Source organism: Burkholderia latens, from assembly GCF_902499045.1.
In the GTDB taxonomy this organism is placed as follows: Bacteria; Pseudomonadota; Gammaproteobacteria; order Burkholderiales; family Burkholderiaceae; genus Burkholderia; species Burkholderia latens.
This window is the reverse complement of the sequence record NZ_CABVPL010000006.1, coordinates 152,383-176,265: the sequence shown is the minus strand read 5'-3', so window position 1 is coordinate 176,265 and position 23,883 is coordinate 152,383. Positions and strand designations below refer to the sequence as shown.

The 23,883-nt window shown below is 67.2% G+C and carries 23 protein-coding genes; 10 read left to right on the top strand and 13 right to left on the bottom strand.

Translation table 11 applies throughout. The annotated features are described in order from the left end of the window. Positions 1-44: 44 nt before the first annotated feature. From BSE24067_RS06900 to BSE24067_RS06885, 4 genes are all read left to right on the top strand, one after another. Positions 45-1,403 carry a 3-carboxy-cis,cis-muconate cycloisomerase gene (locus BSE24067_RS06900; protein WP_151063776.1) on the top strand — a complete coding sequence of 453 codons (1,359 nt, stop codon included), beginning with the start codon at positions 45-47 and terminating at the stop codon, positions 1,401-1,403. Between the two features lie 16 nt (positions 1,404-1,419). Beyond that, entirely contained in the window at positions 1,420-2,205 is a 786-nt protein-coding gene (pcaD, locus tag BSE24067_RS06895; protein WP_151063775.1) for a 3-oxoadipate enol-lactonase, read from the top strand. Between the two features lie 10 nt (positions 2,206-2,215). Then, positions 2,216-2,602, top strand: a complete 387-nt coding sequence (gene pcaC / locus BSE24067_RS06890) for a 4-carboxymuconolactone decarboxylase (protein WP_059645068.1) — start codon at positions 2,216-2,218, stop codon at positions 2,600-2,602. Between the two features lie 197 nt (positions 2,603-2,799). Beyond that, on the top strand, positions 2,800-4,158 hold the full coding sequence (locus BSE24067_RS06885; RefSeq protein ID WP_151063774.1) for an MFS transporter: 1,359 nt from the start codon (positions 2,800-2,802) through the stop codon (positions 4,156-4,158). Between the two features lie 141 nt (positions 4,159-4,299). On the opposite strand, the gene BSE24067_RS06880 is transcribed toward BSE24067_RS06885, so the two are convergent. From BSE24067_RS06880 to BSE24067_RS06855, 6 genes are all read right to left on the bottom strand, one after another. Beyond that, entirely contained in the window at positions 4,300-4,548 is a 249-nt protein-coding gene (locus tag BSE24067_RS06880) for a hypothetical protein (RefSeq protein WP_151063773.1), read from the bottom strand. Positions 4,549-4,658: 110 nt separating this feature from the next. After that, positions 4,659-5,276, bottom strand: a complete 618-nt coding sequence (locus BSE24067_RS06875; protein WP_151063772.1) for a LysE family translocator — start codon at positions 5,274-5,276, stop codon at positions 4,659-4,661. A 405-nt stretch (positions 5,277-5,681) separates the two neighbouring features. Beyond that, positions 5,682-6,461, bottom strand: a complete 780-nt coding sequence (locus BSE24067_RS06870) for an alpha/beta hydrolase family protein (protein ID WP_151063771.1) — start codon at positions 6,459-6,461, stop codon at positions 5,682-5,684. After that, on the bottom strand, positions 6,458-7,612 hold the full coding sequence (locus tag BSE24067_RS06865) for a DUF3182 family protein (RefSeq protein WP_151063770.1): 1,155 nt from the start codon (positions 7,610-7,612) through the stop codon (positions 6,458-6,460). The genes BSE24067_RS06870 and BSE24067_RS06865 overlap by 4 nt, the downstream gene beginning before the upstream one ends. A 263-nt stretch (positions 7,613-7,875) precedes the next feature. Next, positions 7,876-9,054 (bottom strand): chromate transporter, encoded by a 1,179-nt coding sequence (locus tag BSE24067_RS06860; RefSeq protein ID WP_151063769.1) that lies wholly within the window; start codon positions 9,052-9,054, stop codon positions 7,876-7,878. After that, the gene (locus tag BSE24067_RS06855) at positions 9,051-10,028 is read right to left on the bottom strand and encodes a chromate resistance protein ChrB domain-containing protein (RefSeq protein WP_170297444.1); all 978 of its coding nucleotides are present in this window, start codon (positions 10,026-10,028) and stop codon (positions 9,051-9,053) included. Before BSE24067_RS06855 ends, BSE24067_RS06860 begins: the two co-directional genes overlap by 4 nt. Positions 10,029-10,191: 163 nt before the next feature. Here BSE24067_RS06855 and BSE24067_RS06850 point away from each other — a divergent pair, with 163 nt between their 5' ends. The 6 genes from BSE24067_RS06850 (at position 10,192) to BSE24067_RS06825 (ending at position 17,053) form a co-directional block, all read left to right on the top strand. Beyond that, positions 10,192-10,464 (top strand): metal/formaldehyde-sensitive transcriptional repressor, encoded by a 273-nt coding sequence (locus BSE24067_RS06850; protein ID WP_151063767.1) that lies wholly within the window; start codon positions 10,192-10,194, stop codon positions 10,462-10,464. 11 nt (positions 10,465-10,475) lie between these two features. Next, complete coding sequence (gene dmeF, locus BSE24067_RS06845) at positions 10,476-11,771, top strand: CDF family Co(II)/Ni(II) efflux transporter DmeF (RefSeq protein ID WP_151063766.1); 1,296 nt, start codon at positions 10,476-10,478, stop codon at positions 11,769-11,771. A gap of 2 nt (positions 11,772-11,773) precedes the next feature. Continuing rightward, positions 11,774-11,959 carry a DUF1289 domain-containing protein gene (locus BSE24067_RS06840; protein ID WP_174554691.1) on the top strand — a complete coding sequence of 62 codons (186 nt, stop codon included), beginning with the start codon at positions 11,774-11,776 and terminating at the stop codon, positions 11,957-11,959. 7 nt (positions 11,960-11,966) lie between these two features. After that, a complete protein-coding gene (locus BSE24067_RS06835; RefSeq protein ID WP_151063765.1) occupies positions 11,967-13,178 on the top strand; it encodes an MFS transporter in 1,212 nt (403 codons plus the stop codon). A 197-nt stretch (positions 13,179-13,375) separates the two neighbouring features. Continuing rightward, positions 13,376-14,680, top strand: coding sequence for a dicarboxylate/amino acid:cation symporter (locus BSE24067_RS06830; RefSeq protein WP_151063764.1), 1,305 nt, complete (start codon positions 13,376-13,378; stop codon positions 14,678-14,680). A gap of 438 nt (positions 14,681-15,118) precedes the next feature. Continuing rightward, positions 15,119-17,053 (top strand): NHL repeat-containing protein, encoded by a 1,935-nt coding sequence (locus tag BSE24067_RS06825; protein WP_151063763.1) that lies wholly within the window; start codon positions 15,119-15,121, stop codon positions 17,051-17,053. A gap of 54 nt (positions 17,054-17,107) precedes the next feature. Here the strand turns inward: BSE24067_RS06825 and BSE24067_RS06820 are convergent, their stop codons facing one another. The 7 genes from BSE24067_RS06820 to BSE24067_RS06790 form a co-directional block, all read right to left on the bottom strand. Further along, complete coding sequence (locus tag BSE24067_RS06820) at positions 17,108-17,557, bottom strand: GNAT family N-acetyltransferase (RefSeq protein ID WP_151063802.1); 450 nt, start codon at positions 17,555-17,557, stop codon at positions 17,108-17,110. A gap of 64 nt (positions 17,558-17,621) precedes the next feature. Continuing rightward, positions 17,622-17,924 (bottom strand): hypothetical protein, encoded by a 303-nt coding sequence (locus tag BSE24067_RS06815; protein ID WP_151063762.1) that lies wholly within the window; start codon positions 17,922-17,924, stop codon positions 17,622-17,624. Between the two features lie 144 nt (positions 17,925-18,068). Continuing rightward, positions 18,069-19,091, bottom strand: a complete 1,023-nt coding sequence (locus BSE24067_RS06810; RefSeq protein ID WP_151063761.1) for a MerR family transcriptional regulator — start codon at positions 19,089-19,091, stop codon at positions 18,069-18,071. 120 nt (positions 19,092-19,211) lie between these two features. Then, positions 19,212-20,678: a xylulokinase gene (gene xylB, locus BSE24067_RS06805; RefSeq protein ID WP_151063760.1), complete on the bottom strand. Its 1,467-nt coding sequence runs from the start codon at positions 20,676-20,678 to the stop codon at positions 19,212-19,214. Further along, positions 20,675-21,610: an AraC family transcriptional regulator gene (locus BSE24067_RS06800; RefSeq protein ID WP_151063759.1), complete on the bottom strand. Its 936-nt coding sequence runs from the start codon at positions 21,608-21,610 to the stop codon at positions 20,675-20,677. Before BSE24067_RS06800 ends, xylB begins: the two co-directional genes overlap by 4 nt. 32 nt (positions 21,611-21,642) lie before the next feature. Then, positions 21,643-22,836, bottom strand: a complete 1,194-nt coding sequence (locus BSE24067_RS06795; RefSeq protein ID WP_151063758.1) for an ABC transporter ATP-binding protein — start codon at positions 22,834-22,836, stop codon at positions 21,643-21,645. A 3-nt stretch (positions 22,837-22,839) separates the two neighbouring features. Then, a complete protein-coding gene (locus tag BSE24067_RS06790; RefSeq protein ID WP_151063757.1) occupies positions 22,840-23,874 on the bottom strand; it encodes an NAD(P)-dependent alcohol dehydrogenase in 1,035 nt (344 codons plus the stop codon). Positions 23,875-23,883: the final 9 nt, after the last annotated feature.

Sequence of the window (23,883 nt, the reverse complement as noted above, 5' to 3'; positions counted from 1 at the left end):
CTTGGGTAGACAATAGGCGCACGCCGTTTCCCCACTCTGACGCCATGCTCGAAGACAGCGCCCGCCTGACCTCCCTGATCTGCGGCACCGAGCCGCTCAACCGGATCTGGTCGCCCCGCGCGACGATCCAGCGGATGCTCGACGTCGAAGCCGCGCTTGCGCGCGCACTCGCCGCGCAGCAGGTGATTCCCGCCGCCGCGGTCGCACCGATCGAGCGCGCATGCGACGCCGCTCGGCTCGACGCGGAAGCGCTCGCGCAAGGCGCCGCACTCGGCGGCAATCTTGCGATTCCGCTCGTCAAGCAGCTCACCGCGCAAGTGAAAGCCGACGACCCCGAGGCCGCGAAGTTCGTGCACTGGGGCGCGACGAGCCAGGACATCATCGATACCGCGACCGTGCTGCAGCTGCGCGACACGGTCGACGTGCTCGAGCCGCTGCTCGACGAAGCGTGCGCGTCGCTCGCGACGCTCGCACGTACGTATCGCGCGACGCCGATGATCGGCCGCACGTGGCTGCAGCAGGCGCTGCCGATCACGCTCGGCCTGAAATTTGCGCAATGGCTCGACGCGCTGCTGCGCCATCGTGCGCGCTTCGCCGAGCTGCGCGCGCGTGCGCTGGTGTTGCAGTTCGGCGGTGCGGCCGGCACGCTCGCGAGCCTGCGCGAGCACGCAGCCGGCGTGAGCGCCGCGTTCGCGGCCGACCTGAAGCTCGCGCTGCCGGCCGTGCCGTGGCATACGCAGCGCGATCGCATCGCGGAAGCCGCGTCGTGCTTCGGGATGCTGACCGGCACGCTCGGCAAGATCGCGCGCGACGTGTCGCTGCAGATGCAGACCGAAATCGGCGAGCTCGGCGAACCGGCGGCCGCCGGCAAGGGCGGCTCGTCGACGATGCCGCACAAGCGTAACCCCGTCGGCTGCGCGGCCGTGCTGACCGCCGCGGTGCGCGCGCCGAACCTCGTCGCGACCGTGTTCGCGGGGATGGTGCAGGAGCACGAGCGCGCGCTCGGTGGCTGGCAGGCCGAATGGGACGCGCTGCCCGAGCTTGCGCGGCTGACCGGCGGCGCGCTCGCGCAAGTCGCGCAGATCGTCGCGGGCCTCGACGTGAACACCGATCGCCTCGCCGCGAATCTCGACCTGACGCACGGGCTCATCCTCGGCGAAGCCGTGATGCTCGCGCTCGGCGACCGGATCGGCCGGCTCGATGCGCATCACGTCGTCGAACATGCGTCGAAGGAAGCCGTGCGCACCGGCGCGACGCTGTTCGACGTGCTCGCCGCCGATGCGACCGTATCGGCCCACCTGTCGCGCGATGCGCTCGCGCGGCTGCTCGATCCCGCACATTACGTCGGCGACGCGCAGGCCTACGTCGACGCCGTGCTCGCGCTGCATGCGGGTGCGCAATAACCAGGAGAACCTTGAGATGCCTTTCGCCACTGTCAACGGCGTGAAACTGCATTACCGGATCGACCGTGCCGCGCGCGACGATGCGCCGTGGCTCGTCTTCTCGAACTCGCTCGGCGCTGACTTGCAGATGTGGGCGCCGCAGATTCGGCCGCTCGCGCAGCATTTCAACATCCTGCGCTACGACACGCGCGGCCACGGCCATTCCGACGCGCCGGCCGGTTCGTACACCATCGACCAGCTCGCGGGCGACGTGATCGGCCTGCTCGATCACGTCGGCATCGAGCGCGCGCATTTCTGCGGGATCTCGATGGGCGGGCTGACCGGCGCCGCGCTTGCCGCACGCTTCCCGTCGCGCATCGAGCGCGCGGTGCTGGCGAACACGTCGGCCAAGATCGGTTCGCCGGAAGTGTGGGCGCCGCGCGCGCAAAAGGCGCGCGCCGAAGGGATGGCCGCGCTCGCCGACGCCGTGCTGCCGCGCTGGTTCACCGATGCGTTCGTCGAGCGCGAGCCGCGCCTGTTCGATGCGATCCGCGACACGTTCGTGCACACCGACAAGGACGGTTATGCAGCGAACTGCGACGCGCTGAACGCGGCCGACCTGCGCGACGAAGTGAAGGGCATTGCGCTGCCGGTGCTCGTCGTGACCGGCGCGAAAGACATGTCGACGCCGCCCGACCAGGGCCGCGCACTCGCTGCCGCGATTCCCGGCGCGCGTCACGTCGAATTCGACGCTGCGCATATTTCGAACATCGAGTGCACCGACGGTTTCAACCGCGCGCTGCTCGATTTCCTGACCGCGTGAGGCTTTGACGATGGACGACCAGCAACGTTACGAAGCGGGAATGAAGGTGCGTCGCGCGGTGCTCGGCGACGCGCACGTCGACCGCTCGATCGAGAACCGCACCGAGGTGACGGAGGAATTCCAGAACCTGATCACGCGCTATGCGTGGGGCGAGATCTGGACGCGCGACGGCCTGCCGCGCCATACGCGCAGCCTGCTGACCATCGCGATGATGGTCGCGCTCAACCGCGGCGAGGAGCTTGCGCTGCACCTGCGCGCCGCGCGCAACAACGGCGTGACGCGTGACGAGATCAAGGAAGTGCTGCTGCAGACGGCGATCTACTGCGGCGTGCCGGCCGCGAATTCCGCGTTCCATCTCGCGGACAAGATCTTCAAGGAACAGGATGGGGCCGCCTGAGCGCAGCCGGCAGTAATCCGGTCGCGCGGCCCGCTGATGCCGGCGGGCCGTGACGATCGACCCGCGCACCGGCGGCGAATCGGTGCGTGAACGAAGGAAAGGCGCGGCCACGAGGCCGCGCTTGTTGCATATATCAATGTTGGATGCGACCGGAGCCAGCGCGGAAGCGCCCATTCCGGCCGACAAGGAGACTAGCGATGAATCGCACACCCGTGGTCGATGTCCAGGCCTTCATCAACGAGCAGCCGTTCGGCGGCTTTCAGTGGCTCGTATTCCTGATGTGTTTCGTGATCGTGCTGCTCGACGGCTTCGATACGGCCGCGATCGGCTTCATCGCGCCGTCGCTGCTCGGCGAATGGAACCTCACCAAACCCGATCTCGCGCCCGTGCTCAGCGCAGCGCTGTTCGGCCTTGCATGCGGCGCGCTCGTGTCGGGCCCGTTGTCCGATCGCCTTGGGCGCCGCTCGCTGCTGCTCGGCTCGGTGTTCCTGTTCGGCGTCGCGTGTTTCGCGTCAGCGTTCGCGAACACCATCGGGCACCTGACGGTGCTGCGTTTCATCACCGGCGTCGGGTTGGGCGCCGCGATGCCGAACGCGGTCACGATGATGGGCGAGTTTTGCCCCGACAAGCGCCGTGCGACCGTGATCAACCTGATGTTCTGCGGTTTCCCGCTCGGTGCCGCGTTCGGCGGTTTTCTCGCCGCGTGGATGATTCCGCATTTCGGCTGGCGCAGCGTGCTGGTGCTCGGCGGTGTGACGCCGCTGCTGCTCGGCGTGCTGTTGCTGCTGAAGATGCCCGAATCGGTGCGCTTCATGGTCGCGCACGGTCAGAACGCCGACCGGATCCGCGCGACGCTCGCCCGGATCTCGCGCGATGCGCTGAACGCCGGCTCGTTCGCGATGACCGAAGCCGCGCCGCAGACCGGCGGCAAGGGGCTCGGCGTCGTGCTGTCGCGTTCGTACATCGTCGGCTCGGTGATGCTGTGGCTCGCGTACTTCATGGGCCTCGTGATCTTCTACGCGTCGATCAACTGGATGCCGATTCTGCTGAAGGATGCCGGCCTCACGCCGAAGAGCGCGACGCTGATCTCCGCGCTCTTCCCGCTCGGCGGCGTGGGTGCGGTGCTGTGCGGCGTGCTGATGGATCGCTTCAACGCGAACCGCGTGATCGCCCTGTGCTATGCGCTGACCGCGATCAGCGTGTACGCGATCGGGCAGGCGGCCGGGAACGTGGGGTTGCTGGTGCTGGTCGTGTTCATCGCGGGCGTGCTGATGAACACCGCGCAATCGTCGATGCCGGCGCTCGCCGCCGCGTTCTATCCGACCGAAGGGCGCGGCACCGGCGTCGCGTGGATGCTGGGGGTCGGCCGCTTCGGCGGGATCGCCGGATCGTTCCTCGTCGCCGAACTGACGCGCCGGCACTTCTCGTTCGCGGGCGTGTTCGCGACGATCGCGGTGGCGGGCCTCCTCGCGTGCGCCGCGTTGCTGATCAAGCAGATGGCGCGGCCGCACGGCGTCGCGCAGCCGGCCGGCAAGATCGAATCGCTCGGGCATTGAGCGAAAGCAGGGCCGGGCAATGCACCGGCCCTGCATGTGCGGTGCCTGTCGCGACGGGCTGCCACCCGTGCAACCCGGCTCATTGCGCAACGACAGTGCGGGCCGCTTCGGCGGCCCGTTGCCATTGCGGTCGCCGCGCCGCTATTCCTCCGCGTCGTGTTCCTTGACGAAGCTGCGCAGATACGCGCGCAGCGCGGCCTCCTGGGCGCGATGAGCGTCGTGGTTCGCGGCGCCCATTTCCTCCTCGTCGCCGAACAGCGTGGGCGGCGCGCAGTACGTGCCCACTTCGACGTTTTCGCGGAGCACGCGAATGTCGTGCGTGACCGGACAGTACTCGGCGACCCAGTGCATGCCCTCGATGCGTTCGCCGGCTTTCAGCATTGGCTTCATCGGCAGTCTCCGTGCAGAGCAGCGGCGCAAGCGCCGAAGCGATTGCACGCGCCCGTATCAAAAGGGTACGCCTGCATGATGTGAAGCTCAACGGGTGCGCTTGTGAGTGCTTACTGCGGCAGCAGGTGCGCGACGAGAGGATACAGCGACAGGATCAGCAGCACGGCCATCGTCACGTTGAAGATGCGCAGCGCGCGGCGGTTCGACAGGAAGCGGCGCAGGCCTTGGCCGAACGCGGCCCACAGGCTGATGCACGGGAAGCCGATCAGGATGAACACGACGGCCATCCATGCGGCGTTCATTCCGTAGTCGGCGGACAGCCGGATCGTCGTCGCGGCGGTCAGCACCATCATCCATGCCTTCGGATTGACCCACTGGAACGCGGCGGCTTCGAGGAACGTCATCGGCCGCGGCTTGGCGCCGTGCGCCTTGACTTCGCCCGACGTGCCGATGCGCCAGGCCAGGTAGAGCAGGTACGCGACGCTCGCGACTTCGAGGATCGTGTACAGCACCGGCACGCGGCGGAACGCTTCGCCGAGACCGAAGCCGACGCACAGCATCAGGATCGCGACGCCGATGCTGATGCCGAACAGGTGTGGCATCGTGCGGCGGAAACCGAAATTGACGCCAGACGCGAGCAGCATCGTGTTGTTGGGGCCGGGCGTGATCGACGTGACGAGCGCGAACAGCATGCCGGCTGGCAATGCGCTGAGGGTGAGGAATTCCATCGCGGATGCTCCATTCGTGTTCGTGACTGGGATGGAGTCAGTGTAGCGACGGGTTTATGTACAGTACCGGTACAGTTTGATTGACGATTGCCGGTACGGGATGGTGCGCGAATGGAGGCGTGGCGGGTATTGATGTTTTGCAAAAGAGCAATGCTCTCGTTTCAGTAGGCCACCTTCGCATGAGGCTGGCGAGATCATGCCGGTGATTGAAGGCAGCGCATGGGGCAAGACACACTGGAATTGGGCACCGAATCGAGCGTAACGATTCGAGATGGCCGGAAGCGCTGACACGGTACTTCGAGGATCTGCATTTTGCGCACGCCGACAGGCCGGGAATTCCATGGGTGTCGTATCCGAATTTCAAACGGCGCGGACAAACACGTTCGTCGAGCCGATGGAAGCCCACTACAAGTCCGGCGGCCCGGCCTGGGCCGCACCACGAACCCCCGCGCGGCGCCCGCCGATCATCTCCGCCAGCCACTTCTCGACGAGCACGGTATACGCTTGCTGGCTCGCGATATCCGACAGCCCGTGATCCGCGCCTTCGATGATCCGGTACGTCATCGAGCGTGCGGACAGGCTCGCCTGCAGATAGCTGGCGATCGCCGTGTGCGGCACGATCTGGTCGTGCTCCGATTCGACGAGCAGGACATCGCCGCCGAATCGGGCCAACGCACGCAGCGCGCGATTGTCCGTCGCCGGCACGATGCGTTTGCGATACGCGACGAGATCGTGTTCCACGTGCAGCGCCCGCTTCGGCGTATTCCAGCCGTCGTCGAGATAGAGCGCCGGTACGCGCAGGCCGAGCCAGCGTACGGCGCGCAGCTCCGTCAGGATGGTCGCGAGGTAGCCGCCGTAGCTGCTGCCGACCACGGCGATGGCGTCGCGGTCCACCAGCGGATGGTCGACCAGCATGTCGTAAGCGGCGAGCAGATCGCGAAGATGGGTCTCGCGCGTCACGTTTTGCTGTTGCTCGAGCGTACGCCCGTGTCCGGTCAGATCGAACGTCAGACAGATGCAACCGAGCGCCGCCGCCTGCCGCGCGCGCTCCAGATACTGCGCCTGGCTGCCGCCCCAGCCGTGCACGAACAGAACGCCGGCGACGGTGGTCTTCGGGGTGAGCACGGTACCGTCGAGGTAGCCGTTCTCGACCTTGATCTGCACACGATAATGCTCCGCTGTCATGTCTCGCTGCTCCTTCTCAAGGGATGGCGATCAACCGTGTAGTACTTGGTGATGGCGCCGGCCTGGGGATCCACGCCTCGGTAGACGATGTGCGCGCCAGCCGGTATTGCCGGGTCGTCGCCGTAGATTTCGTGCGTCGAGGCCGCGACCGCGTCCGCCTGCGGGTCGGCCCTGAACATGCGCAACGCGCCGATTTCCGCGCCGGTTGCGCCGCCGATCCGCCACGACTGCTCGAGCACGCCGCAGTGGCGCACGCCCTGTGCATCCGTGCCGAACGCGACATCGTAGTTGCGCCGCGACGCGAAGAAGCCCGCGTAATCGCGGTGCACCGCGGCGTCGAACGCGCATGCCTTTGCGATCGCGTCACGAACGTCGGGCGTCACGTCGAGCTGCGCCAGCACGTCGAAGCCGCCGCGCACGACGACGAGGTCGGTGCCGCCATACACGTGATGCCCATGGTTGTTGACGGTCAGATGCTGCACGCCCCAGTAGCTGGCCACCAGATCGTCCAGCGTGACCTGCCCGACGCTCAGCGTCTCGATCGCATCGAGATTGCGCTCCACGACGATGCCGCCCGCGCGCAACGCATCGTCGTCGAGCGCGGCAAGCTCCCGTTCCGCTTCGGCTATGTCGGCCACGAGCGTCTGGCCCGTTCCGCCGATTCCATCGGGCCGCTTGATTCGCACGTGGCCGTCCTTCAGCAGCAGCTGCGCGGCGGTGCGCGCGTCCTCGTGCGAAAACGCCGAGTAGCCCGGCAGCGTCAGCGGAGCGGTGCTTTCGGCGAACGCGGCCGACCAGCCGGGCGGCCTGGCTTGCGCGCCTTCGACGAGACGATGGGCGATCACCTTGGTCGCGACAAACGGAAACGGGACGACGCCCCCGAACAGGTCGCGTACCGATCGAATGCCGAGCTTGTGCGCTTGGGACAGCGTGAGCGTATCGTCCGGGATCATGTATCGATGCGCAGGATAACGTTGCGTCGGACGAAACTCGCCCGCAAGCCGCGTGCCCTTCAGTTCGGCTATTTGCGCGCCGAGTTGCCGCAGCGTGTCGGCGACGTGGCCGACATGATCCACATCGTCCTCGCGGAAATGAACGAGGACGACGGGAAGTGCCGGCCTGACCTTTGCAAGATGGCGCAGTGGTTTCAAATTGCCCCCTTTCGCGCCGAGGGCGCAATCGTCCCGGACGCAGGCGGCGGGCGGTATCGCGCGCCGGAGCGCCGGTGGCGGTGACGGAGCAAGATCCGTTCGCGGGGCGGGTGGTGTGTCGCGTCGTCGCGATTCGTCACCGCGCGCTGTGGACGACGCGTTGTCCGGCGATACCGTGCGCGGCCGGTAGCCGCCGTTCGCGCTCACCGCCGACCGAACGCGGTCCGGCCCCCGGCGCCGGCGGTCATCGCGGTCGACGCGAATCAGTGGTGCAGCAATGGATACGCGACTAGCCCGAACAGCGCCGCCGCGGAGACGATGACCGGCTCCTGCAGCTTCTTGAAGCGCCACAGCAGCAACACGGTTGCAATGGCCACGACAGCGGTCGGAACGTCGACGATCGAGCGTTTCGCGATGACCAGCACGGAGCCCGCGATCGCGCCGACCGCCGCGGCCGTGATGCCGTCGACGAACGCCTTCACGCCCGGCAGATGCCCGTATTTCTTCACGTACGGCGCGGGAATCACGGTGAACAGGTAGCACGGCAGGAACGTGCCGAGCGCAGCGACGATCGCGCCGGGCAGCCCCGCGACGAGATAGCCGATGAAGCCGACGGTGATCACGACCGGCCCCGGCGTGATCATCGCGACCGCGACGGCATCGACGAACTGCTTGTCGTTGAGCCAGTGATGCTCGGTCACGACGCCGCCGTACAGGAACGGGACGATCGCGAGCCCCGAGCCGAACACGAACGCGCCCGCCTTCATGAAGAACGCGCCGATCTGCACGAGCTGCGGCACGTCGATGCCGCTCAGCAGCCCGCTGGCCGCCGGCAGATTCGCACCGGCGAGCGCATTCCAGCCACCCTTGTTCAGCCATTTCGGCGGCGCGCGCCACAGCCACCCGATCAGGCCGGCGGCGATGAAGAGCCACGCGATCTCGGATTCGGTCACGAAGGTGACGATCGCCAGCGCGACGAAGAGCGCCCACAGCAGCTTGTCGTTGCCGACGGTTTTCGTCGTGAGCTTGTACGCGCTCATCGCGATGATGCCGACCACCGCCGCGCCGACACCGTAGAAGACGGCCTGCATCCACGACAGCCCGCCGAAGTGCGCGTACGCGAACCCGAGCGCGAGCACCATCAGGAACGACGGCAGCACGAACGCGACGCCGACGAGCGTCGCGCCCAGCAGCCGGTAATGGACGAATCCGAGATAGATCGCGAGCTGGGCGGCCATCGGCCCGGGCGCGAGCTGCGCGAGCGTGATCCCTTCCTTGTAGTCCGCCTCGGTGATCCATCCGCGCTGCTCGACGAGATCGCGGCGCATGTAGCCGGCGAGCGCGACGGGGCCGCCGAAGCCCAGCGCGCCGAGCCGCAACATGTACCTGACCAGCTGGCCCAGCGAGTAACCGGGCGCGTTTGCCGTCACCGTCGTGGTCATGACTGTCTCCCGGTTTCGCTCGTTGCGTGGGATGCGAAGTGCGCATGAAGCGCGTCGAGCACCGCGCTCATCCGGTCGAGCAGCTGATCGTCGTTGTCCGTGCGTTGACGCGTGCCGGCCATCACGGCTTCGAAGCCGCTCGCTTCGGGCACGGCCGGGCCGCCCACGTCGAGCGAATGCACGAGCTCCCCGAGCCGCAGCAGCGCCGGATCGCGGTCGAGCCCGAAACTGGCGACCAAAACCTCGAACGTCACGCGCTCGCCGACGTGGGTGAACGCGGCGCCGTCGAAATCGAAGCCCAGCGCGTCGGCCGGGCAATCGGCCGGCGATGCGAGCCAGACGAAGCGCGCATCCGGGTCGATGAAGCGGCGAATCAGCCACGCGCTCGCGACGCGATCGACCCACATGCGGCGGCGCGTCGCCCAGGTGCGGCCCCGGTACTCGTCGATCGCGAGCGGACGGATCGCGCGCTCGGCGGCATGCGGCTCGCCCGGCGACAGCACGGTGTCGACCAAAGCGACGAAGTCCTGCAACGCGACTTCGGCGCGGGCCGCCGCATCGTCAGGGAAGTAGTCGATGGCGCGGATCGTGTCGAAATCCTTGCGCACGCGGCGCAGCAGGCGGGCGAGTTCCGTCGCGGACTGCCCGGCGAGCGCCTTGCGGGCCTCCGCCAGCGTCTGCGTGAAAACGGTGTAGTCGTCGCCGCGATCGAACAGCGCGCGGAATTCCAGCTCCTGCGATGCGTCGACGCTCGGCGCGTGCAGCAGATGTGCAGTGCCGCCGCTGTCGGCGATCGCGGCCGCCAGCTCGCGCAGCGTCTCGTCGTGCGTTGCCGTGCGGGGCAGCAGATAGACGCCATCGCGCAACACGGCGCAGCCCTTCGCTTTCAGCGCACGCCAGAACCGCATGCGCGCCGTGGCGTTCTGGGTCGGCAGGGTCAACACGAGGAGCGACCAGGTCGTCAGCGTAGTCATGTAGCAAATCCTACTCAATCGTTACGAACTCTACAAGAAAAGTTGGGCGGCGGCTGCGATGGCGTTGCGACCGACGCGGGCCTCGGGTCGATCCGATATCCCGTCCGGCTATGGAGAAGCGCGAATTGCGATATAGTCCCCCCCGGTATATGAAAGGATCACCATGAGCCACACCATCAAGGACAAGCAAAAGCTGCTGAACCGTGTCCGCCGCATCAAGGGACAGGTCGAGGCGATCGAACGCGCACTGGAAGACGAGCGCGGCTGCAACGAAATCCTCCGTCTGATCACGAGCGGCCGCGGCGCGATGAACGGGCTGCTCGCGGTCGTGCTGGAGGATCACATTCGCAGCCACCTGGTGGACGCCGAATCGCACGAAGACGAAGGCAGCGCGACCGAGCAGCTGATCGAAGTCGTTCACAGCTACTTCAAGTGATCGAGGGCGCAATGAGCAATTTCAGCGACGACGCCTTTGGCGCAGGGCACGACCACATCTTTCTCGGCGCCGCGCACGAGCAGAACGAGCGCAGGACGTGGATGGTGATCGCGCTGTGCGCGGCGATGATGGTGGCCGAGATCGTCGGCGGGTCGATTTTCGGCTCGCTGGCGTTGATCGCCGACGGCTTGCACATGTCGACCCATGCCGGCGCGATGCTGATCGCCGCGCTCGCCTATACGTATGCACGCAAGCACGCGAACGACCCGCGCTTCGTGTTCGGCACCGGCAAGCTCGGCGATCTGGCGGGCTTCACGAGCGCGATCGTGCTCGCGATGATCGCGTTGCTGATCGGCTACGAGGCCGTCGCGCGCCTGCTCGCGCCGGTGCCGATCCATTTCGGCGAGGCGATTCCGATCGCGGTGGCCGGGCTGCTCGTGAACGTCGCGAGCGTGTGGCTGCTGAGCGGCGATCATCATGGCCATGGCCACGGCCACGGTCATCACCACGGGCATGCGCATGACGATCAACACGACCATGATCACGACCACGAAGCGCAAGCGCACCGGATCGCCGATCAGATGGGCGTATTCGTCGTGTCGGTGTTCGAGGATGGCGTGCCGCCCGTATTCCGCGTGGCGCCCGCGACGCACGACACGAAGCCGGCCGATGCAGGCGCGGTGTCGGTGACGACGATCCGCGCGGACGGCACGCGGCAGACGTTCGCGATGCGGGAGCGCGGCGATTACCTGGAATCGGCCGACACCATTCCGGAACCGCATGAATTCAAGGCGATCGTCCGCATGAACGGCCGCGAGCACGAGTTGGTGTTCGACGAACACGACCATGGCCACGGCGCGACCGCCGCGGCGGCGCGCGATCACAACATCCGCTCGGCGTACGTTCACGTGATCGCCGATGCGGCCGTGTCCGTGCTGACGATCGTCGGGCTGCTGCTCGCGCGTGCGTTCGGCTGGCTGTGGATGGATCCGCTCGCCGGCATCATCGGCGCGCTCGTGATCGCGAACTGGTCGTACGGGCTGATGCGCGACACGGGCCGCATCCTGCTCGACATGAACCCGGACCGGCGTCTGGCCGACAACGTGCGCGGCGCGATCGAAGGCCACGGCGACCGCGTCGGCGACCTGCATGTGTGGCGGCTCGGGCCCGGACACATGAGCGCGGTCGTGTCGGTGACGACGAACGATCCGAAGCGGGATGCGCGCTTTTATCACGGCGTGCTGCAGCGGTTCAGCAACCTGTCGCACGTCACCGTCGAAGTCGTGCCGGCCGCGCGGGGGCAATGAGCATGGCGGTCAAGTCACCTTGCGTCGACGTCTGCTCGTTCGACGGCCGCACCGGCTACTGCGTCGCGTGCCTGCGAACGCGCGAAGAAGCGCGCGGCTGGAAGAAGATGACCGACCACAAGCGTCATCAGATCGTGAACGACCGCGCGCGGCGGCATGCGAAGCTCGCGCGCGACACGACGGACTGACGCCATCATGAGCACGCCATCGCCGATTGCCGGCAAGCCTGCGATTCCACGGACCGTATGGGCGCTGGGGCTCGTGAGCCTGTTCATGGATCTGTCGTCCGAGCTGATTCATGCGCTGTTGCCGATCTATCTGGTGACGACGATGGGCATGAGCGTCGCCGCGCTCGGCATGCTCGAAGGTGCGGCCGAAGCGACCGCGATGATCGTCAAGGTGTTCTCCGGCGCGATCAGCGACTGGCTCGGGCGCCGCAAGGGGCTGCTGCTGCTCGGCTACGGGCTCGCGGCGTTGACGAAGCCGTTGTTTCCGATGGCATCCACGCCGGCCGTCGTCGTGACGGCTCGCCTGCTCGATCGCGTCGGCAAGGGAATCCGCGGCGCGCCGCGCGACGCGCTGGTGGCCGACGTCGCGCCGCCCGAGATTCGCGGTGCGTGCTTCGGGCTGCGGCAGTCGATGGATACCGTCGGCGCGTTTCTTGGCCCGCTGCTCGCGATCGGGCTGATGCTGTGGTTCGGCGACCGCATCCGCACCGTGCTGTGGTTCGCCGTGGCGCCGGCGTTCATCGCGATCGCGCTGATCGTCTTCGGCGTGCGCGAGCCGCAGCCGGCGCACGACACGCGGCGGCGCGGGTTTCGCTCGCCGCTGCGCTGGCGTGCGTTGAGCGAGATTCCGCGCAGCTACTGGTTCGTCGTCGCGGCCGGCGCGACCTTTACGCTCGCGCGCTTCAGCGAGGCATTCCTGGTGCTGCGTGCGCAGCAGACGGGGCTCGATGCCGCATGGATCCCGGCCGTGATGGTCGCGATGAGCGTCGCGTACTCGCTGTCCGCGTGGCCGGTCGGCATGCTGTCGGACCGGCTCGATCGCCGCGTGCTGCTGGCGGCCGGCATGGTGCTGCTGATCGCGGCCGACCTGCTGCTCGGCATCGGCACGTCGACGCTGTCGATGTTCGTCGGCGTCGCCGTGTGGGGTCTGCACATGGGCTTTACGCAGGGAATCCTCGCCGCGATGGTGTCGGAGACGTCGCCGGCCGCATTGCGCGGCACCGCATTCGGCGTGTTCAACCTGGTGAGCGGCATCTGCATGCTGCTTGCGAGCAGCATCGCCGGCGCGCTATGGGCGCGTTACGGCGCCTCGACCACGTTCGTCGCCGGCGCCGTGCTGGTCGTGGTGCCGCTCGGCCTGTGCCGGTTCATCCCGCGGCCGGGCTCGTCGCCGGCGTGACGCGTCGCCGCCGGCTTTCAGATTTGAAAGATTGTGCGGCGTTTGCGATAGAATGCCCCCCCTGTTCGCCGTGGCGCTGCCCACGGACGGGCTCCGGCACCTGAAACGGCACCTGCCCGCGCTCGCGGAATTCCACCCATTCAACGCCGGCGATTGATCTGCCGTTGGAAACACACGTTCTGCAATTTGGATAGCTAATGAAGAAGAAGCACAACATCACCCGGTACATCGTCATCGCGATGGCGCTGGGTATCGCCGTGGGCTACGCCTGTCATAGCGCGTTTCCCGACCCGAAAATGGCCAAGGAAGTCGCCGGCTACGTGTCGCTGTTGTCCGACGTATTCCTGCGCCTGATCAAGATGATCATCGCACCGCTGGTGTTCGCGACGCTGACGGTCGGCATCGCGCAGATGGGCGATAGCGGGTCGGTCGGCCGCGTGGGCGTGAAGGCGTTCGGCTGGTTCTTCATCGCGTCGGCCACGTCGCTGGTGCTCGGGCTCGTGACCGCGACGGTCCTGCAGCCGGGCAGCCACCTGAGCCTGCCGCTGCCGGCCGCCGATGCCGCGCTGAACCTGAAGACGAGCGCGTTCACGCTGAAGGACTTCGTCGTCCACCTGGTGCCGAAGTCGATCGCCGAGGCGATGGCGAACAACGAGATCCTGCAGATCGTCGTGTTCTCGATCTTCTTCGGCACCGCGTTGTCCGCGCTCGGCGAAGCCGGCAAGCGCCTGACCGCCGTGATCGACGATCTCGCGCAGGTCATGCTGAAGGTGACGGGCGCGGTGATGGGCTTCGCGCCGGTCGCGGTGTTCGCGGCGCTGGCGTCGACCGTCACGACCGAAGGGCTCGGCATCCTGCTTACGTTCGCGAAATTCATGGCGAGCTTCTATCTCGCGCTCGCGCTGCTGTGGGGCGTGCTGACGCTCGCCGGCGTGACGTTCCTCGGCAAGCGCACGTTCACGCTGATTCGCCTGATTCGCGAGCCGTTCCTGCTGTCGTTTGCGACGGCGAGTTCCGAGGCCGCATATCCGAAGCTGCTCGACGCACTCGACCGTTTCGGCGTGAATCGCAAGATCTCGAGCTTCGTGCTGCCGATCGGCTATTCGTTCAACCTCGACGGCTCGATGATGTACTGCACGTTCGCGGTGCTGTTCATCTCGCAGGTGTACGGGATCGACCTGCCGCTCGGCACGCAAATCACGATGCTGCTGATGCTGATGGTCACGTCGAAGGGGATGGCCGGCGTGCCGCGCGCGTCGCTCGTCGTGATCGCGGCGACGCTCAACCAGTTCCATCTGCCGGAGGCCGGCCTGCTGCTGATCATGGGTGTCGACATGTTCCTCGACATGGGACGCTCGGCGACCAACGCGGTCGGCAACTCGATCGCGGCGGCCGTGGTCGCGAAGTGGGAAGGCCAGCTCGGCGAGCCGGGCGACGACGCGGATGCGGGCGGTGGCGAGATCAAGCAGGTGAAGGTGCGCGAGACGGCGACGTCCGCGTGATTTCCCGGTTGTAAATGATGTGCGCCGGTCTGGATTCGATATCGATTCGGGCCGGCGCGATGTCCGCCAGCCGTCGTTTTCCTACCCCCTTTCCGGCGAGTTTCCCGATTCGCCGAAATACTCCCCGCCATTTTCGCCACGCCGTATTTGCACTCGCGGCGTTATGCCCCGCGCGAAAGCAGGTCTTCCCGATATCCACTCACGTGCGTGAGTGAACATTCACTGTCGCGCGATGGCGAGCGCCCGCTGCGCGAGCCACCCTCAATTTTTTTCGATTTATATGAAGTTATGCTCGGCCGTGCCGATTACCGAAAGCACGCCCGATGTCGTTCGGACTGCGCCGGGTGATTCAGGGGACGAATTGACACATTGCCGATTTTTCAAATCTTCCGGCGCCCCCTCATGTGAATGAAAAAGCCATTCAGGAGAGCCTGAGCCATGATCGCCAGAAAACCGATTCAGGCCGTGCTCGTTGCCGCCGCGCTTGCCGCGCTCGCGCCGGTCGGATACGCGGGCAATACGACCGACTGGATCGCGAACACCTACGGCACGCTCGACGCGCACGTCGGCAACGTCGCGCGTTCGATGTGGGTCGCGCCCGAAGGCGTGATCTATACCGCGTCGATGTGGGACGAGTATGAGGGCGGCGTCGCGATCTACCAGAACGGCAAGAGTGCCGGCTCGATCGGCACGCATTCCGAATTCCAGGGCAGCGCGATCACCGGCAACGCGACGTCGCTGTTCGTCGCGCTGCAGCCCGGCAGCGGATACGGCAGCGGCGCGGTCGGGCGCTACAACCGCGCGGCCCGCTACCGCGACAAGCTGATCCAGGTCACAGCGGCGACCAACCAGCCGCGCATCGACGTCGTCACCGGCCTCGCGACGGCCGGCTCGCTGCTCTATGCGAGCGACTTCTACGGCAATCGCGTGCGGGTGTTCACGACCGACGGCGTGTGGCAGCGGGACATCGGCGTGTCGTCGCCGGGCGCGCTGGCCGTCGACGGCGCCGGTAACGTGTGGGTCGCGCAGAAGAGCGCCGGTTCGATCGTCGAATTCAGCCCGTCCGGCGCGCTGCTGAACACGATCCGGCTGGCCGCCGGCGCGCGGCCGTCGGCGCTCTTCTACGACGCGGCGGCGGCGCAGCTGTTGATCGGCGACGAAGGCCCCGACATGAACATCAAGCGCTATAGTGTGGCGGGGCGGCCCGCGCTTGCCGGCACGTTCGGCGTGCGTGGCGGCTATCTCGACACGACGACGGGCATCAAGGGGCAGGTGGGCGCGAAGCGCTTCACCCGCATCGCCGGCATTGGCAAGGACAGCGGCGGCAACCTGTACGTGCTCAACAACCCGTGGGGCGGCAGCTGGGATCTCGGGCGCAACGGCGCGACGGATATTCATGCGTACGGCAGTAACGGAGACCTGCGCTGGACGCTGCAGTCGCTCAATTTCGAAGGGATCGCCGCGCCGGATCCGGTCACCGACGGCGCGCTGTTCTACAGCGGCACGCACGTGTACGGCGGCAGCGCGGGCGGCACGTTCGTCGCGAACACCGTCGATCCGTTCGCATATCCGTCGGATCCGCGCATCGACATGAATGATACGCAGCGCGACGAGCACTTCGGGCTGCTGACGTCGATTGGCTCGAACCGGATTCTCGTCGCCGCCGGCCAGAATCCGCCGGTCTACTACTTCTTCCACTTCAACGCGGCCAACGGCTACGTCGCGATTCCGGATGGATCGATCCCGGGCGCCGCGTTCGACACGACGCGGCGCGTGTCGGCCGGCTTCAGTCTCGATAGCCACGGCGGCGTATGGGCCGGCCTCGACAAGACGGGCGCCATTTATCACTATCCGCTGACCGGCTTCGATGCGAGCGGCAAGCCGTCGTGGGGCCCGGGCGTGCCCACGCCGATCCCGGCGAGCATCCAGCCGCTCACGCGGATCGTCTATCTCGCGGACAGCGACACGATGGTGCTCGCGCAGGGCGTCGTCGGCGGTACCGACTGGACGTCGATCGGCACGCGCATCGAGGTGTATCACGGCTGGCTCGCGGGCAACACGACGAAGCCGAATCCGGTGATCACGCTGCCGCACAGCGGCGCGAAAGCGATCGACGCGGCCGGCAACCATCTGTTCGTCGGCTACTGGTTCAGCAGCAGCGGGCCGCTCTGGCCGAACATCGATGCGTTCAATCTCGACACGGGGAATCTCGACACGACGCTCGTCAACACGAGCCCAGCGACGGTCGATACGAGCAGTGCGATCGATGCGATGTACAGCGTGCGCGCGTATCGGCGTGCGAATGGCGAATACGTGGTGACGAAGAATAACGTGAAGGGAAACAGCATCACCGTTTATCGGTGGACGCCATGACGGCGCGAGTGAGTCGGCGCATGCAACAGCGCGGCATCGAAACGCAGCGCGGCTTCACGGGCGCCAGATCAGGCTTGCGCTCGTTTCCGTTTCCGATACGACGGTGAAGCCGAGGCGCTCGTAGAGCCGCCGTGCGGGATTGCCGTGCAGTACGCCGAGCGTGACGGGCACATGCGCGCGTGCGGCTTCGGTCATCAGGTCGCGCAGTATCGCTTCGCCGATGCGTTGGCCTTGTCGCGACGGCAGGATCTGGATCTGGTGAACGTGCCATTCGTCGGCAGCGCGTGTGACTTTCAGCATGCCGATCGGCTCCGCGTTCGCGTCCGTGCCGTCGCACACGATCATCGCGTCTTCGAAGTTCGCGGCGACGCGGCGCTGATGCGATTCATCGTCGGTGGGGATGCCGGCGCGCTGCAGATGCTCCGTCATCGTGATTTGGCGGAGCCTCAGCAGGAAGGGCAGGTCGGCGGGGGACGCGGGGCGCAGGTGGAGGGCGGGGGACATGGTGGGGATCGTTCTTGGGCGGGCTCCACGGTTGGAAGCCTGATTCACGAAGGCGGGATGGTCGTCAAAGACCGGGCAACCGGATCTGTCGCATGGATGCACGATGCGCGAGGACCTCCATGATCTCGTATTCGGTCTTCACGCCATCGATGGTTTGCGACTGCCGCACGTGCACGTTGGAGACGAGTACGGCGTGCGGGTTGAACCTGATCCGATCGCTGTCGACGCGTGCCAGGAAATTCGCATCGGCGATCGCGACATGAACCGTGGCGGCACCGTCGTACAGGCGCCATATGTCGTTCGTGCCTCTGCGCGACACGATCGAGAAAGCCATCTTTCGATGTTCGTCGAGGATCAAGGCGTTCACTTGTCCAGATTCGTCGATTTCCACTGTTGTTGGTCACGCCTGTCGATGCGTTGAATGGAGGTTGCGCCGCGAAACGCAGTACGTTCGTATACCTTTCCGGTTCTTCGGCAGTCAGCCGGATACCCGTGATTGTCCCTATCCGGCCTATGCGCTTCCCGGCCGACAGGCGATCCGTTTGCGAACGGCCGGCGACGCCAGACACGTTTCCACGGCCTCGTAGCCGGGCGCGCCGCGAAATGGTGCAACACGGGAAGGCGGGCTGTGATTCGCCGGACACAGGATGATCGCTTCATCGGGCCCGACCGACGACAGATCGAGGATGGCCGTCGAACGCGTCATCAGGAACAGCGGCCGTGCTTCTGTCTCCGGCCGTTCACGCAGCCATGCGATCAACGCCCGTTGTGTGGCCTCGTCGAGGTCCTGTTCGATCAGATCGACTACCAGTGCGCTCGGGCCTTCCGCTTCGAGAAAGGCAAGCAGTGCAATCAGTGCCGGCGATCGGGTCGCACCCGCATCGGCGAGCGATGCCAGCGCGTGTTCGACTCGTGCGTTCAACGCCGGATCGGCACGCGGCGCACGCGATGCCGTAGAGGCACCGTTCTCCAGTCGATCCAGTCCCACGAATACCGCGCCGGGCAGCGCGTCGACCAGCCGCATCGCCAGCCGCGTCTTGCCGCTGCCCAGCGAGCCGATGATGTAGTTCAACGGGCGAATGTCGCGAAACTCGAACCGCTCACCGCCCCACGGCCACGGCAGATTGAACGCGACACCCGTGTCGTCGTTGTCGAGAAGCCGCGTCAGTTCGCCGTTGGTCGGCATCCGGCCGCGCGCAAGGCCGACGCGGAGCGCGCGCACCCTGTCGAGCTTGTGGACGAGATCCTGAATTCCGTGATCGAGTGCCGCTTCGTGGGAGGCCAGCGCGTGATCAAGGCTGTGCGCGTCGCCATCAAGCACGCCCGCGACCTGTGCAAGGCTAAGGCCGAGTGTCCGCAGCGCGACGATGTCGGCCGCGCGTGCAAGCTCGTCCGCGCCGTAGACGCGGTAACCGGCAGGCGTGCGCGCCGGCGCGACGAGGCCGTGCTGCTCGTAGAGCCGCAGCGCCTTGACCGACACGCCGAGTCGCGCGGCCGCCGCGGAAGCGCTCAGGCGATGCGTGGACGTACTCATTCGTCACCTCTGTTTGCCTTTCGATTCGTTGCGCAACAGCATAAACGCGGCCCCAAGGGCCGGGTCAAGTGCGTCTGTCCGACAAAGCGCCCGGAAGGCGACGGAGCGTCTCGCCCACGCTCACCCGCCGCCCGCGAACTCGCCGCGCAGCGCGCGATACAAACGCCGATAGCGCGCGAGCCGGGTCGCGAGCAGATCCGCGGTGACGCAATCAGGTGCGATCGTATCGATGACGGGCGGCGCGACGCAGACTTCGTCGAGCGTGTCGTCAGTCGCGGCGAGACGCGCAAGCCGCGCGGCGCCGAGCGCCGCACCGACCGCGCCGTCCGCATGGCGATGCATCGCCAGTCCCGTCGCATTCGCGCACAGCCGCGCCCAGAACGCGCTCTTCGATCCGCCGCCGATGAACGACACGGCATCGAGCGTCGTACCGGCCGCACGGAGTGCGTCGTAACCATCGGCCATTGCGAACGCGACGCCTTCCATCACCGCATACGCGAGATCGTCCGCGCCGTGTTCGTTCGCCAGCCCGAAGAACACGCCGCGTGCATGCGCGTCGTTGTGCGGTGTGCGCTCGCCGCCCAGGTACGGCAGGAACAAAGGCGCACGGGCCGGATCCGCGCGCTCTGCGCGCGCGGCCAGCTCGGCGGCCGTCGTGCCGTGCGCACGCGCGAGCCAGTCGAGGCTCGCGGCCGCGGACAGGATCACGCTCATCTGGTGCCAGCGGCCTTCGACGCAATGGCAGAACGCATGCACGGCGGCGTCCGGGTTCGGCGCGAAGCGATCGTTGCCGGCGAACAGCACGCCGGACGTGCCGAGCGACAGGAAGCCGCTGCCGGCTCCGATCACGCCCATGCCGATTGCCGATGCGGCGTTGTCTCCCGCGCCGCCCGCGATGGCGACCGGCCCGGCGATGCCCCATTCGCGCCGAAGCGCGTCGCGCAGTTGCGCGGCCGCGGTGTTGCCTTCGACGACGCGCGGCATCTGCGCGCGCGACAGCTCGGTCGCGGCGAGCATCCGGTCGGACCAGTCGCGCCGCGCGCAGTCGAGCCACAGCGTGCCCGACGCGTCAGACATGTCGGACACGAATTCGCCGGACAGGCGCCAGATCAGGTAGTCCTTCGGCAGCAGCACCTTGTGCACCGCGCGGAACACCGCCGGTTCGTATTTCGCGAGCCACAGCAGCTTCGGCGCGGTGAAGCCCGGCATCGCCATGTTGCCGGTGATCGCGCGCGATTCCGGCACGAGCGCTTCGAGCTCGACGCACTCGGTGCCGGCGCGCGTGTCGTTCCACAGGATCGCGGGGCGCAGCACCTGATCCGCGCGATCGATCAGCGTCGCGCCGTGCATCTGCCCGGACAGCGCGATTCCGCGCAGCGCCGCGAAGGCGGCCGGATGCGCGGCGCGCACCGACGCGATCGCATCGAGCATCGCGTGCCACCACGCCTGCGGGCTCTGTTCCGACCAGTGCGGATGCGGCCGGCTGATCGACAGCGTGGCCGAACCGGTCGCGAGCGGGACCGATCGGGAATCGGTGAGAAGAACCTTGACCTCGGAAGTACCGAGATCGATGCCGAGAAAAGTCACGTATGAAGCGTCCTGTCTGGGGCGCGCGACGGCGCGCGCCGAGCAGGCGGCGCATCGTCACGGCCATGCGGTTCGTTGAGCCGGTGCAACGCGCGGAATTTCGACGGCGGCACCTGCTTCATCGCAAGAAACTGACGGTTGAAGTTCGACAGGTTGTTGAAGCCCACCCGGTAGCAGATGTCGGTCACCGTCAGGTCGGAAAACATCAGCAGTTCGCACGCTTCGTTGATGCGCAGCCGGTTCAGATAGCGCACGAACGACGAACCGGTGTGGCGCCGGAAAAAACGCGTGAACGTGCTGACGCTCATGCCGGCGAACGCCGCCACGTCGGCTTCGCGCAGCATGCCCGGCAGGTTCTGTTGCAGATACGACAGCACCTGGTTGATGGTCGACGACATATAGTGCTGCGCGTCGCTGCGGTAGCCGGGGCCGGCGAGCACGCGCCGTTCGCGGCATGACGACAGCCGGTCGAACAGCGACATCAGGATCTCGACACGCCGGCAGCCGTGCGCGTTCGCGAGTTCGAGCATCAGCGGCGCGACCTCGATGCCGACCCGATCCGGGAACTGCACGCCGCGCGCGGCGTCGTCGATCAGCTCGATCACCGGCTGCAGCTCGCTGAACGCGCCGACCATCCGGTCGATCGCGTCGCGCGAGAACTGCAGCACGACGTCGCGCGACGGCACGCGCTCGCCGTCCGCGAGTTCGCTGACCCAGTTGTGCGGCAGGTTCGGCCCGGTGACGATCAGGTTGCCCGGCCCGAAATCGCCGATGTGATCGCCGACGAACATCTTGCCGTGCGACGCCTGGATCAGATGAATCTCGTACTCCGGATGAAAGTGCCACTTCGCGACCGAATGCGGGTAGTCGTGGACCCACGCGCGAAACGATTCGTCGCGGTGGGTAGGAACGATCTCGAGATCCGGGTTCATCGTGAGGCTCCGTCTGCGGGCGTGCCGGCGCGCTACGAACGGGACATCGACCAGCCCGTCGCCGCGGGCGGCGTCGCGCGCGCCACGGCCGCCGGTGGTGTCGCGGGTGCGCTCGCGCTCGCGTCCGGCAGCGCGACGTTGCGCTCGGTGCCGGCGTCGAACAGATGCAGCGCATTTTCGTCGAAGCGCAACGCTACCACGGTGCCCGGCGCCGGGGCCATCGGGGCCGGCACGAGGGCCGCGCACGGCTCGCCGCGCCAGTCCAGCGTGACGAGCGCCTCGGCGCCGAGCAGCTCGACGAGCTCGACCGTGCCGGTCAGCGCGAGCGCACAAGGGGCCGGATCGCCGTCGGCGACGACGCGCAGATGGTTCGGCCGGATCGCCGCCTTCACGCGCTGGCCGTGCTGCAGCCGCGCGAAGCGCGCCGATTCCAGCGGCCAGCGCGTGCCGTTGCAGTCGAGCAGCACGTTCCCGCCGACGCGCTCGATCGTGCCGTCCGCGAAGTTGATCGCGGGCGTGCCGACGAATCCGGCTGCGAACACGGTGTGCGGCTGGCCGTACAGCTCGGCCGGCGTGCCGATCTGCTCGATGCGGCCGCCGCGCATCAGCACGACGCGGTCGGCGAGCGTCATCGCCTCGAGCTGGTCGTGCGTCACGTACAGCGTCGTCGTCTTCAGCCGCCGGTGCAGCCGCTTGATGTCGCCGCGCAACTGCGTGCGCAGTTTCGCATCGAGGTTCGACAGCGGCTCGTCGAACAGGAACACGGCGGGCGTCTTGATCATCGCGCGTGCGATCGCCGCGCGCTGCTGCTGGCCGCCGGACATCGCACGCGGGCGCCGGTCGAGCAGTGCGTCGAGGCTGAGGATGCGCGCGACGTCGCGCACGCGGCGGTCGATCTCGTCGGCCGGCACCTTCAGCCGCCGCAGGCCGAACGCGATGTTGTCGTACACGGTCATGTGCGGATACAGCGCATAGTTCTGGAACACCATCGCGACGTTGCGCTCCCGCGGCGGCAGGTCGTTGACGACGGTGTCGCCGATCACGAGCTCGCCGCCGGTGATCGCCTCGAGACCGGCGATCATCCGCAGCATCGTCGACTTGCCGCAGCCGGACGGGCCGAGCAGCACGATGAATTCGCCGTCGGCGATCTCGAGGTCGAGCGGGTGCAGCACGGCGGGGCCGCCGTCGTAATGCTTCGACAGCGCGTGGCAGACGATTCGGGCCATGGCTCAATCCATTTCGATCTGAATCTTGACGTCGCGCGGCTGGCCGCTCGCCGCTTCCTCGAACGCACGCACGCCTTCGGAAAACGGGAACGTGCGCGAAATGAACGGCTTCACGTCGATCGCGCCGGACGCGATCAGCGCGAGCGCGCGCGGGAAGATGTTCGCGTAGCGGAACACCGACTCGATGCGGCCTTCCTTCGCCTGCAGCGCGACCACGTCGAGCGGCACCGGCGCGACCGGCATCCCGATCAGCACCGCGCAGCCGCCGGGGCACATCAGATCGGCGAGGCCCGCATATGCGTTCGCGCTGCCGCTCGCCTCGAACACGACGTCGGCACCCCAGCCGCCAGTGGCTTCGGCCACCGCGTCCGCGAGCGGCCGCGCGCGCACGTCGACGGCCGTGACGGCCGGGTTGCCGGCGAACAGCGCGAGCTTCTCGGGCACGACGTCGGCGAGGATCACGCGCGCGGCGCCGCCGGCGAGCGCGGCGAGCGCCGTCATCGCGCCGATCGTGCCGGCGCCGATCACGACCGCGATGTCGCCGGGCTTCATGGCGGCCTTCTTCGCGGCCTGCAGACCGATCGACAGCGGCTCGACGATCGCGCCTTCGGCGAACGACACGTTGTCGGGCAGCCGGTACGTGAACGCCGCCGGATGCACGACGAACGGCGTCAGGCAGCCGTGGATGGGCGGCGTCGCCCAGAAGCGCACGTCGGGATCGAGGTTGTAGAGGCCGCGCAGCGTCGCGGGCGAATCGAGACGCGGCACGCCGGGCTCCATGCAGACGCGGTCGCCGACGCGCAGGTGGGTGACGTCGGCTCCGGTCTCGACGACGGTGCCGGACGCCTCGTGACCGAGCACCATCGGCGCATCGACGCGGAACGGACCGATGCCGCCGTGAACGTAGTAATGCACGTCGCTGCCGCAGACGCCGACCGTATGCACCTTGATCCGGACGTCGCCGGGGCCGACCGCCTGCGGCAGGTCGATGTCGCGCAGCGCGAGCTCGCGCGTGTGTTCGAGTACGAGTGCTTTCAACGTGTTCTC

Bases quoted from the DNA above. Each gene is read 5' to 3' on its own strand.
- BSE24067_RS06900 (WP_151063776.1), top strand. From the start codon at position 45: ATGCTCGAAGACAGCGCCCGCCTGACCTCCCTGATCTGCGGCACCGAG.
- pcaD (WP_151063775.1), top strand. From the start codon at position 1,420: ATGCCTTTCGCCACTGTCAACGGCGTGAAACTGCATTACCGGATCGAC.
- pcaC (WP_059645068.1), top strand. From the start codon at position 2,216: ATGGACGACCAGCAACGTTACGAAGCGGGAATGAAGGTGCGTCGCGCG.
- BSE24067_RS06885 (WP_151063774.1), top strand. From the start codon at position 2,800: ATGAATCGCACACCCGTGGTCGATGTCCAGGCCTTCATCAACGAGCAG.
- BSE24067_RS06880 (WP_151063773.1), bottom strand. From the start codon at position 4,548: ATGAAGCCAATGCTGAAAGCCGGCGAACGCATCGAGGGCATGCACTGG.
- BSE24067_RS06875 (WP_151063772.1), bottom strand. From the start codon at position 5,276: ATGGAATTCCTCACCCTCAGCGCATTGCCAGCCGGCATGCTGTTCGCG.
- BSE24067_RS06870 (WP_151063771.1), bottom strand. From the start codon at position 6,461: ATGACAGCGGAGCATTATCGTGTGCAGATCAAGGTCGAGAACGGCTAC.
- BSE24067_RS06860 (WP_151063769.1), bottom strand. From the start codon at position 9,054: ATGACCACGACGGTGACGGCAAACGCGCCCGGTTACTCGCTGGGCCAG.
- BSE24067_RS06855 (WP_170297444.1), bottom strand. From the start codon at position 10,028: ATGACTACGCTGACGACCTGGTCGCTCCTCGTGTTGACCCTGCCGACC.
- BSE24067_RS06850 (WP_151063767.1), top strand. From the start codon at position 10,192: ATGAGCCACACCATCAAGGACAAGCAAAAGCTGCTGAACCGTGTCCGC.
- dmeF (WP_151063766.1), top strand. From the start codon at position 10,476: ATGAGCAATTTCAGCGACGACGCCTTTGGCGCAGGGCACGACCACATC.
- BSE24067_RS06840 (WP_174554691.1), top strand. From the start codon at position 11,774: ATGGCGGTCAAGTCACCTTGCGTCGACGTCTGCTCGTTCGACGGCCGC.
- BSE24067_RS06835 (WP_151063765.1), top strand. From the start codon at position 11,967: ATGAGCACGCCATCGCCGATTGCCGGCAAGCCTGCGATTCCACGGACC.
- BSE24067_RS06830 (WP_151063764.1), top strand. From the start codon at position 13,376: ATGAAGAAGAAGCACAACATCACCCGGTACATCGTCATCGCGATGGCG.
- BSE24067_RS06825 (WP_151063763.1), top strand. From the start codon at position 15,119: ATGATCGCCAGAAAACCGATTCAGGCCGTGCTCGTTGCCGCCGCGCTT.
- BSE24067_RS06820 (WP_151063802.1), bottom strand. From the start codon at position 17,557: ATGTCCCCCGCCCTCCACCTGCGCCCCGCGTCCCCCGCCGACCTGCCC.
- BSE24067_RS06810 (WP_151063761.1), bottom strand. From the start codon at position 19,091: ATGAGTACGTCCACGCATCGCCTGAGCGCTTCCGCGGCGGCCGCGCGA.
- BSE24067_RS06800 (WP_151063759.1), bottom strand. From the start codon at position 21,610: ATGAACCCGGATCTCGAGATCGTTCCTACCCACCGCGACGAATCGTTT.
- BSE24067_RS06795 (WP_151063758.1), bottom strand. From the start codon at position 22,836: ATGGCCCGAATCGTCTGCCACGCGCTGTCGAAGCATTACGACGGCGGC.